The sequence below is a fragment of the Actinomadura sp. NPDC049753 genome (assembly GCF_040674655.1).
In the GTDB taxonomy this organism is placed as follows: domain Bacteria; phylum Actinomycetota; class Actinomycetes; order Streptosporangiales; family Streptosporangiaceae; genus Spirillospora; species Spirillospora verrucosospora.
Genome location: NZ_JBFARL010000264.1, coordinates 1 through 9,332, shown reverse-complemented (window position 1 = coordinate 9,332; position 9,332 = coordinate 1). Strand labels below are relative to the sequence as shown.

Sequence of the window (9,332 nt, the reverse complement as noted above, 5' to 3'; positions counted from 1 at the left end):
CACGTTCTGGGGCTTGACGTCCCGGTGGAGGACGTCGGTCTCGTGGGTGGCGGCGAGCGCGCCCGCCATCTTCACCCCGATCCGCAGCACCTCGGAGGGGGTCGCCGAGCTTCTTGCGCAGCGTCATCATCGTGACCCGGACCACGTTGGTGAACGGGTCGATGTGCTCGTCCCACGCCTTCTCCAGCAGGTGCTCGGAGCTGACGACGGCGCCGTCGGCGCTGAGCAGCACCTCCAGCACCGCGAACTCCTTGCGGGTCAGCTCGACCGGGCGGCCGTCGCGGGCGACCTCGCGGCGGGCCGGGTCGAGGGTGATCCCGGCGCGCTCCAGGACGGGCGGCAGCGGCGCGGCGGCGCGCCGGCCGAGGGCCCGCACCCGGGCGATCAGCTCGGCGAACGCGAACGGCTTGGCCAGGTAGTCGTCGGCGCCGATGGACAGGCCCTCGACCCGGTCGTCCAGCTCCCCCGCCGCCGTCAGCATGATGATCCGCGCGGGGTAGCGCTGCGACACGAGCTGCTTGCAGACGTCGTCGCCGTGCACCTTGGGCAGGTCCCGGTCCAGCACGATCACGTCGTACTCGTTGACGCCCGCCCGCTCCAGCGCGCCCGCGCCGTCGTAGGCCACGTCCACCGCCAGCGTCTCCCTGCGCAGGCCGGTGGCGATCGCGTCGGCGAGCACGCGCTCGTCCTCGACGACTAGAACACGCAAAAGGGTTCCCCTCCTCGTCGGGGCACGACCGGCCCCGCGCCCGGAACATGGCGCATCACACATGCCCGCTTCACATATGCCATGGAGGCCGTAAGACGCCCGTAAGCAGCTGTTCCTCTCCCGGTACGCCAGATGGTGATCTCGCGGACGCAAGGATCCGCGAAAATTGCATCGCAAGACAGGTTTACCTTCAGCCTAGGCCTGGGTAGGCATGGGCACGATCCGGGAGGAGGCCCATGGGCGAGTTGACACGCATGATCCAGCAGCGGCTCGACGACGCGTACGCGTCGCTGCGGAGCGCCCACCAGGATGGGGACGCCTACCTGGCGGACATCCGCCGGGAGGAGATCGAAGACCTGCGCCGGATCGCAGCGAACAACGACATCGGCGTCGAACCGCCCCGCTGCGACTGACCCCCCGCCGTCGCAAGGCGCTGTCCGTGACGGGGAGCCCGGGACCCGGTCCCGGGCTCCCCGTCGCCGTTCCCGCCCGCTCGCGTCAGTCCCTGGCCGGGTCGAGCGGGGCCAGCAGGTCGTGCAGGGCCTCGAAGGTGCCCGGGCCGGCGGCGATGGTCAGCTCCGGGCCGGGGGCCGCGCCGTGCAGCCCCTCGACGCGCCCGCCCGCCTCCCGGACGATCAGCCCGCCGGCGGCGATGTCCCACGCCTGCACGCCGCGCTCGTAGTAGGCGTCCGCCCGCCCGGCCGCGAGGGAGCACAGGTCCACGCAGCACGACCCGCCCCGGCGGATGTCGCGGATGTTCGGCAGCACGCCGGTGAGGACCTCCGCCTGCCGCGCCCGCCGTCCCGCCTCGTAGCCGAACCCGGTGGACACCAGCGCCCGGCCGAGCGGCACGTGCGCGTTCACGCGCAGCTCGCGCGTGCCCGCCGCGGTGTGCTGGAGGGCGCCGCCGCCGAGCACCGCCGTGTAGGTCTCCTCCCGGCGCGGGATCTCCACCACGCCGGCGACGGCCTCGCCGTCCACCTCGGCGGCGATGCTGACCGCCCAGTCCGGCAGGTCGTAGAGGTAGTTGACGGTCCCGTCGATCGGGTCGACCACCCACCGCACGCCGCTCCCGCCGGCCTGCGTTCCGCCCTCCTCGCCGAGGAAGCCGTCGCCGGGGCGCACCGCCCTGATCCGCTCGATGATCAGGCGTTCGGCGGCGCGGTCCATCTGGGTGACGACGTCGGTCGGGGACGACTTGGTCTGGACGACGTCCGGGCCGCCCGCGGGCCGCTTGTCGACCAGCATCCGGCCGGCCTCGCGGGCGGTCGCCGCGGCCAGGTCCAGCAGTTCCTCGGCCAGGCTCATGAGGTGCCTTCCAGGAGGTGGCGGGGCAGGGCGGCGAAGCGCGGGTCGCTCCCTGGCGTGGCGGCGCGCTCGAACGCGAGCCCGAGCTCCGCGGCGCGGTCGGCGGCCTCGACGTCGAGGTCGTACTTGACCTCCATGTGGTCGGAGACGAACCCGATCGGCACGACCGCCACGGCGCGGACGCCCTTCCCGTGCAGCTCCTCCAGGTGGTCGGTGATCTGCGGCTCCAGCCACGGCTGGCTCGGCGGCCCGCTCCGGCTCTGGTACACGAGGTCCCACGGCGCCCCGGGGGCCGCCCGGCGCGCGACCTCCTGCGCGGCGGTGTGCAGCTCCGCGGTGTACAGCTCCTGGTTGGGCTGGGACAGCGGCACGCTGTGGGCGGTGAACACCAGCCGCGCGCCCTCGGGCAGGCGGCTCAGCGCGTCCTTCGTCGCGTCCACGAACGGTTCGAGGAAACCGGGGCGGTCCGCGTAGACGGGAAGCTTGTCGATCTCAGGGGCGCCCGGCACCTCCTCGCGGGCGCGCGCGATGTCCGCGAGGTACTGGTCGTTCGTCGAGTAACCGCTGTAGGCGGACGTCACGAACGCGGCGGCGCGCCGGATCCCGTCCTCCTTCATCTGCCGGACGGTGTCGGCGAGATAGGGGGCCCAGTTCCGGTTGCCCCAGTACACCGGCAGGTCCACGCCGTTGGCGGCGAAGTCGGCCTCGATCGCGGCCTTGAGCTCCCGGCACAGCCGGTTGATCGGACTGACACCGCCGAACAGGAAGTAGTGCTCCCCCACCTCCTCCAGGCGCTCCTTGGGGATGTTGCGGCCCCTGGTGACGTTCTCCAGAAAAGGGATCACCTCTTCGGGCCCCTCCGGCCCTCCGAAGGACAGCAGAAGCAACGCGTCATACGACGTCATGCGTCCATCCAATCAGCCCTCGGGTCGATTCCCCGCCGGGGGTGCTCACTCGTAGCGCGCCGAGTACGCCCTCGCCAGGTTGAGGACCTTCTGGACGTACCAGTCGGCGTGGTTGTACTGCCAGACCGCCCGGTAGAGCTGCCGCCCGCCCTGGCCGGCCCCGTTCGCGCACAGGTACTTGGCCGCCCCCGGGATGGCGTCGTAGGGGTTCATGATGTCGGCCTTGCCGTCGCGGTCGCCGTCCACCCCGTACGCCTTCCACGTCGAGGGCAGGAACTGCATCGGGCCGAGCGCGCCCGCGCTGGAGCGGCCGGCGTTGCGCCCGTGGTCGCTCTCGACCTGGCCGATCGCCGCGAGGACCGTCCAGGACAGGCCGCGGCAGCTCCTGGCCGCCTGCTTGTAGAGGTCCAGGTAACTGCCCGGACGGCCGCCGTCCGCCGGTGCCTGGTACTTGCTCTCGTGCAGGTTCAGCACGCTCGTGCCGGGGCCGAGGACCTTGCCGACGGCCTTGACGACCTTGGCGGGGTCGACCCCGGGCGCGTTGACGAGGACCGCCACGTTGGGGACGAGGCCCATCTCCTGCCCGGACTTCCTGCTGACGAGCATGTCGATGCCGGGCAGGCCGAGCGGACCGGAACCGCCCATGGTGAGCTTCGGCATCGTCCGCGCCACCACGGGGTACTGGTAGCCGCGGTTGAGCTGGAGCTGCTGGGCGGCGGCCGGCGACACCACGAACTGGTCCCCGGCCAGGGCGGCCCACAGGTCGGTCTTCTTCGCCGTCGCGGGGGGCGTCCAGGAGCGGAACGCCGACGGGTCCACGGCGAGCGCGTTCACCTGGCGGCCCTGGAGCTGGACGGCGCCGCCCGCGACGGCCGCCACGTCCCCGACCCTGCCGAGCCTCGCGATCTGGTTGATCTTGGCGGCGGGGATCGAGGCGGTGCCGACGGCGAGCACGTCGGGCGGCACGACGCGGCGCAGCGGCGCGACCTGGCCGCCGGTGGCCACGTTGACCGGGTCGCCGGGGCGCACGCTCGGCGGCGCCGCCTCCTGCGGCGACTCGGCCCCGGCCGGATCCGCCTTCTCGGTGGTCAGCGCCGCGTAGACGCCGCCGGAGGTGCTGGCGACGGCCAGGACCGCGATACCGCCGGCGAGGAAGGGCAGCGCACGCCCGCCCCGCCGCGGCGCCGCGTCCGTCCGCCGCGGATCCCGCTTCTTCTTCTCGGGCCGGTTCTTCCCGGTCCGGGGCTGGTGCGGACGGGCGGCGGGCGCCTCACCACCGCCGATCGCGCCGGTGCGCGGAGCTGAAGGAGGAGCCACAACATTTCCCCACGAGTCTCGCTACGGACGGTTAGCCTGCCGTGGTTACCGGATCGTACGGTATCGACGACTCTGTGCCCCCGCTCGGGCCGCCCAAAAATGTGAACTTTCCTCACGATCGATTCGTGAGTAGAGTCACCGCATGTCCCCAGCGACCAAGCAGACGTGGCAGAACTGGGCGGGAAACCAGCAGGCCACACCGCATCGCGTCGCCGCACCGCGCAGCGCCGACGAGGTGGCCGCCGCGGTCCGGTCGGCCGCCGCCGACGGCCTCACGGTCCGCATGACCGGCACAGGGCACTCCTTCACCGGCGCCGCCGTCGCCGAGGGGGTCCTGCTCCGCCCCACCGCGCTCACCGCGGTCCGCTCCGTCGACACCGCCACGGGGCTCGTCACCGTCGAGGCCGGCCTGCCGCTCCACGCGCTCAACCGCGTCCTGGAGGAGCACGGCCTCGCGCTGGCCAACATGGGCGACATCCAGGAGCAGACCGTCGCGGGCGCCCTGCAGACCGCGACGCACGGAACCGGGCGCGACGCCGCCGGCCTCGCCTCCCAGGTCGACGCCCTGGAACTCGTCCTCGCCGACGGCACCGTGGCGAACTGCTCGCGCGAGGAGCGCCCCGACCTGTTCGCCGCGGCCCTCGCCGGGCTCGGCGCGCTCGGCGTCGTCACCGCCATCACCTGGCGGACCGTCCCGGCGTTCCTGCTGCGCGCGCAGGAGGCCCCGATGAAGTGGGACGAGGTCCTCGCGCGCGTGGACGAGTTCGACGCCGCCAACGAGCACTTCGAGTTCTACTGGTTCCCGCACACCGAGGGCTGCCTGACCAAGCGCAACAACCGGGTCGAGGGTCCCGCGGAGCCGCTGTCGAAGGTCAGGCACTGGCTGGACGACCAGTTCCTGTCGAACACGGTCTTCGGTGCCGTCAACAGGGTCACCCACCGGGCCCCCGCCACGACGCCCTTCGTCAACGGCATCTCCGCCAAGGCGCTCGGTGCCCGTACCTACAGCGACACCTCGTACAAGGTCTTCACCAGCCCGCGCACGGTCCGCTTCAAAGAGCAGGAGTACGCGATCCCGCGCGAGGCGCTCGTCCCCGCGCTGCGCGAACTCCGCACCCTGTTCGCCAGGCGGGACTGGCGGATCAGCTTCCCCATCGAGGTCCGGCTGCTTCCCCCCGAGGACGCCTGGCTGTCGATGGCGCACGGCCGGCGGAGCGCGTTCATCGCCGTGCACGTCTACCACCGCGACCCGCACGAGGACTACTTCGGCGGCGTCGAGGACCTTCTGACCGGGTTCGACGGCCGTCCCCACTGGGGCAAGCTCCACACCCGCGACGCCGCCTACCTGGAGAAGGCGTATCCCCGGTTCGGCGACTTCCGCGCCCTGCGGGACGAACTGGACCCGGACCGCCGCTTCGCGAACCCCTACACGAGGCAGGTCTTCGGCGACTAGCCGCGCCCGGCCTTCCCTGCGGCCGCCGGGCTCAGCCGCCCGGGGTGGCGCGCCCCTGCGGGTCGGGGACGCCCTGGCCGCCGTCCTGCGGGCCTCCGGTGGTCGCGGGCGCCTCCGGCGTCGTCGGCGCCGTCGTCGGCGGCACGGTCGTGGGCTCCTGCGTCGGCCGCTCGGTCGGCTCCGACGACGGCTGCGGCGCCGTCGAGCCCGGTCCCCCGGTGGGCGCCTCGCTCGTCGGCGTGCCGCTCGGCGAGGAGCCGGGCTTCTCGGTGGCGCCTCCGGAGGGGCTCTGCGAAGGCGTGTCGGCCGGCTTCGCGCCTCCCCCGCCGTCGAGGACCTTCGTGACGGTCAGGCCCTTGCCGCCTCCACCGCCCACGGGCCGGCCGGTGCCCGCCTCGTAGATCGTGATCCCGCCGATGACGACCGCGAACACCGCCGCCGAGGAGACCACCAGCATCACCCAGTGCGCCTTGGCCCACTCCACCGTGCTCTGCCACGCCGAGCGGCGGACGACCTGCCGGACGGCGTCCTCGCCGGCCTCCTCGGCGAACGCGGCGGCGACCGTCTGCGCGGGGTCCAGGCGCGTGGCGTTCGGGTCGCCGCCGGGGTCGAACCGCGTGGCGTTCGGGTCGCCCCCGCCGAACACGGGGTCCAGGCGCGTCGCGCCGGGATCGCCGGACCACACCGCGGTCCGGGTCGGGTCGGCGCTCGTCGCCTCGCCGGCCGCGCCCTCGGCCATCTCCCGCCGCCGGACCGCCGACTGCAGGTGCGTCAGCTCCTTGATCTGCTCACGGCCCTGGTCGAGGTAGTGCTTGCCGACCGCCGACCCCGCCGTGGAGATCACGCTCATCAGGGCCGCGCCGATGATCGTCCCGTACACGCCCAGGAAGGACGCGCCCAGGGCGGCGACCGCCGTCGCCGCCGCACTCGCGATCAGCTGCGTCGTGCTCACGTCCGGCAGCTTGCGCGGCATCGCCTGTCTCACCCCTGTCTGTCGCCACGGACACCCCGAGATTGAACTGATCGGAAGGACGCGGGTGTTCCTGCCCACGACGTGACGCTCGCAACGTCGAAGCGGCGGGGCGTTCGCGGCCTCGTCAGGAACGGTGTGGAAAAGGATGGACAAGAATCAAGCAGAGCGGCCCCCCGCCGGTCGCGGCACCGGCAAGCTTGGTCAGGTGCCCTCTTCGACCTCGTGAAGAGGGCTTCGAGAGCGGCGATGTTCGGACATGCCGGGTACGGTGCTGGCAGCAGGTGTGTCCGAAAGAGAGACTCGGGAACCCGGGGGAAGGGCACGCATGCGCCCTCGGTGGGCATCGGACGGCCGACCGTGAGAGCACGGTCGCGCGGTCCGGCGTCCTCCGTGCCGTCTGGACAGGGCAGGAAGGACACGCATGCAGGAGCTGCGCCTCGTCGCGGTCAGCGAGGACGGTACGTACCTCGTCCTGGCCACCGCGGGCCGAGGCACCCGGTTCACCCTGCCCGTCGACGACCGGCTCCGCGCCGCGGTCCGTGGGCACTTCTCCCGCCTCGGCCAGTTCGAGATCGAAGTGGAGAGTCCCTTGCGCCCCAAGGAGATCCAGACCCGCATCCGGTCCGGGGAGACCGCGGAGGAGATCGCCGAGTCGGCGGGCATCCCGGTCGAACGGGTCCGCTGGTTCGAGGGTCCGGTCCTGCAGGAACGCGAATACATGGCCCAGCAGGCGCAGCGCGTCTCCGTCCGCCGCCCCGGCGAGTCGACCCCGGGCCCGCCGCTCGGCGAGACCGTCGAGGAGCGCCTCGGCCGCGGCGGCGTCGACCTGGAAGAGGTCGAGTGGGACTCCTGGAAGTGCGAGGACAACACCTGGCGCGTCCGGCTGTCCTTCTTCGAGGGCGGCCGCCCGCACGCCGCCGAGTGGACGTTCGACCCGCGCCGCCGGCACGTCTCCCCGCTGGACGAGGTCGCCGCCCGGCTGACCTCCGTCGAGTGGGACGACGACGACGGGCTCTCCGACACCGTCACGCCGCTCGTGCCGCGCCGTCCCGCGATGAAGGTCGTCTCCAGCGACCGCGACGCCGCGCCCGGCCGCGGCCTGCCCGCGCGCGGCCTGCCCGCCGAGCCCGAGCAGCCGGCCCCCGAGCCGCTGCGCGCCGCCGAGCCCCGCGCCTACATCGTCGAACGCGGCCGCATGGTCGACCCGCGGCCCGCCTTCCGCGAGGCGACCGAGCCGCCCTCCCTGCGCGAGGCCGCCCCGCCGCGTCCGGCCGCGCACGCCCCTGAGCCGCCCTCTCCGGCCCCGCCCGCCGAGGAGGCGGCCCCGGAGGCGCCCTCCGCCGACACGCCCGCCGACGAGGCCGTCACGGCCGTCCAGGCCGAGGAGCCGCACGACGTCGGCGCCGAGCTCGGGTCGGCCGAACCGGCCGGGTCCCCCGGCGTGGACGACGAGACCGCGGACCAGACCGCCGAGCCGGGCGAGACGGCCGCCGAGAGCACCGCCGACGAGACCGCCGCGGAGGATGCGCGCCCCGCCGAGGCCGCCGAGGAGCCGGAGGACGAGGCCCAGGCGCCCGAGGAGATCGAGGCGATCGACGCGGACGGCCCCGAAGAGGTCCGTGAAGAGGAGCACGCGTCCGCCGAACCGGCCGAGCCGGCCCTGCGGGAGCAGGCGGGCGAAAGCCACGAGGACCGCGAGACCGGCGAAGCGCACGAGGCGCAACAGGTGCGTGAAGCGGTCGGCGCGGCGCCGGAGGCCGTGGAGGCTCCCGAGCCCGCCCCTTCCGCCGAGCCGGAGGAACCGGCCGAGCCCGCCGGGGCGCCGCAGGCGCCGGCCGCCGCCCGGCCGCCGGTCGAGGACGACGCGCCGCGCGTTCCCGAGGAGGAGCGGGAGGCCGGACCCGTCCGCAAGCCCGCTCCGGCCCGCGAGCCCGCCGCGGAGAGCACGCCCGTGGCTCCGCCGCGGCAGCCCGCGCGGCCGCCCGCCAAGAAGAAGCCGGCGGCGCGGCCCACCATGCCCGCCGCCGCTCAGGACAAGCCGGTCACCGGATCGCCCGCCGCCGCCGCTGCGGCCGGAGAGCCCGCGGGCACGCAGCGTCCCGCCAGGCGCCGCAAGGCCAAGGGCAAGCGCGCCTCCGTCCCGTCCTGGGACGAGATCATGTTCGGTGCCCGCCGGCCGGAATAGAGTCCGCGCCCGCACCGGGCGGCCCGTCCAGGAACGGGGTCAGCCACGCCGGGGTGATGGCGGCGGCGAGGGCCACGGCGTCCTCCTCGGACATGTCCGTCGCCGAGCAGCCCCCGTCGCCCGCGCCCACGGCCGCGAAGAGGGTGGCGAGGCCCAGCCTGCGCTGGAAGAGCGTCTGGCGGACCCGCCAGCCGATCACGGCCGAGTGCTCGACGACGACCTGGCGGCGGCGCAGGGAGCCCGACCGGACGGTGAGGCGCTCCCCGTCGGTGGCGTGGCCCAGCTGGCGGTAGCGGTCCAGACCCAGCGGCACCGCGAAGACGGAGGTCGCGGCGCACGCGCACGCGACCCACGGCTGCCCCGCGAGGACGGCCAGGACGGCGACGTCTTTGCTCAGCAGCCAGAACAGCGTCCCGGATCCGATCAGGAGGGCGACCGCGGAGCAGGCCACCCCGACGAGGGCGGGGCGCCGGTCGGGGTCG

General features: G+C 74.0%; 8 protein-coding genes and 1 pseudogene. 3 read left to right on the top strand and 6 right to left on the bottom strand.

Annotated elements, in window-relative coordinates:
• Positions 1-97: 97 nt before the first annotated feature.
• Positions 98-709 (bottom strand): annotated as a pseudogene (locus AB0K37_RS37645) (response regulator transcription factor); the annotation flags it as partial.
• Positions 710-945: 236 nt separating this feature from the next.
• Between AB0K37_RS37645 and AB0K37_RS37640 the strand changes: the two are divergent.
• Entirely contained in the window at positions 946-1,122 is a 177-nt protein-coding gene (locus tag AB0K37_RS37640) for a hypothetical protein (RefSeq protein ID WP_363989728.1), read from the top strand.
• An 85-nt stretch (positions 1,123-1,207) separates the two neighbouring features.
• Here the strand turns inward: AB0K37_RS37640 and AB0K37_RS37635 are convergent, their stop codons facing one another.
• Genes AB0K37_RS37635 through AB0K37_RS37625 form a run of 3 tightly spaced genes read right to left on the bottom strand, consistent with a single transcriptional unit; the run spans position 1,208 to position 4,239 of the window.
• Positions 1,208-2,017: an inositol monophosphatase family protein gene (locus AB0K37_RS37635; protein ID WP_363989725.1), complete on the bottom strand. Its 810-nt coding sequence runs from the start codon at positions 2,015-2,017 to the stop codon at positions 1,208-1,210.
• Positions 2,014-2,922: a ferrochelatase gene (locus AB0K37_RS37630; RefSeq protein ID WP_363989722.1), complete on the bottom strand. Its 909-nt coding sequence runs from the start codon at positions 2,920-2,922 to the stop codon at positions 2,014-2,016. The genes AB0K37_RS37635 and AB0K37_RS37630 overlap by 4 nt, the downstream gene beginning before the upstream one ends.
• Before the next feature lie 45 nt (positions 2,923-2,967).
• Positions 2,968-4,239 (bottom strand): lytic murein transglycosylase, encoded by a 1,272-nt coding sequence (locus AB0K37_RS37625; protein ID WP_363989719.1) that lies wholly within the window; start codon positions 4,237-4,239, stop codon positions 2,968-2,970.
• A 142-nt stretch (positions 4,240-4,381) separates the two neighbouring features.
• Here AB0K37_RS37625 and AB0K37_RS37620 point away from each other — a divergent pair, with 142 nt between their 5' ends.
• A complete protein-coding gene (locus tag AB0K37_RS37620; protein ID WP_363989718.1) occupies positions 4,382-5,692 on the top strand; it encodes a D-arabinono-1,4-lactone oxidase in 1,311 nt (436 codons plus the stop codon).
• 31 nt (positions 5,693-5,723) lie between these two features.
• Here the strand turns inward: AB0K37_RS37620 and AB0K37_RS37615 are convergent, their stop codons facing one another.
• Positions 5,724-6,644, bottom strand: a complete 921-nt coding sequence (locus AB0K37_RS37615) for a hypothetical protein (protein WP_363989715.1) — start codon at positions 6,642-6,644, stop codon at positions 5,724-5,726.
• Between the two features lie 442 nt (positions 6,645-7,086).
• Between AB0K37_RS37615 and sepH the strand changes: the two genes are divergently transcribed.
• Positions 7,087-8,850 (top strand): septation protein SepH, encoded by a 1,764-nt coding sequence (gene sepH, locus AB0K37_RS37610; RefSeq protein ID WP_363989712.1) that lies wholly within the window; start codon positions 7,087-7,089, stop codon positions 8,848-8,850.
• Here the strand turns inward: sepH and AB0K37_RS37605 are convergent.
• Positions 8,822-9,332: PH domain-containing protein (locus AB0K37_RS37605; protein ID WP_363989709.1), on the bottom strand; the 511-nt coding region annotated here is incomplete at its 5' end. The genes sepH and AB0K37_RS37605 overlap by 29 nt on opposite strands.

Bases quoted from the DNA above. Each gene is read 5' to 3' on its own strand.
- AB0K37_RS37640 (WP_363989728.1), top strand. From the start codon at position 946: ATGGGCGAGTTGACACGCATGATCCAGCAGCGGCTCGACGACGCGTAC.
- AB0K37_RS37635 (WP_363989725.1), bottom strand. From the start codon at position 2,017: ATGAGCCTGGCCGAGGAACTGCTGGACCTGGCCGCGGCGACCGCCCGC.
- AB0K37_RS37630 (WP_363989722.1), bottom strand. From the start codon at position 2,922: ATGACGTCGTATGACGCGTTGCTTCTGCTGTCCTTCGGAGGGCCGGAG.
- AB0K37_RS37620 (WP_363989718.1), top strand. From the start codon at position 4,382: ATGTCCCCAGCGACCAAGCAGACGTGGCAGAACTGGGCGGGAAACCAG.
- sepH (WP_363989712.1), top strand. From the start codon at position 7,087: ATGCAGGAGCTGCGCCTCGTCGCGGTCAGCGAGGACGGTACGTACCTC.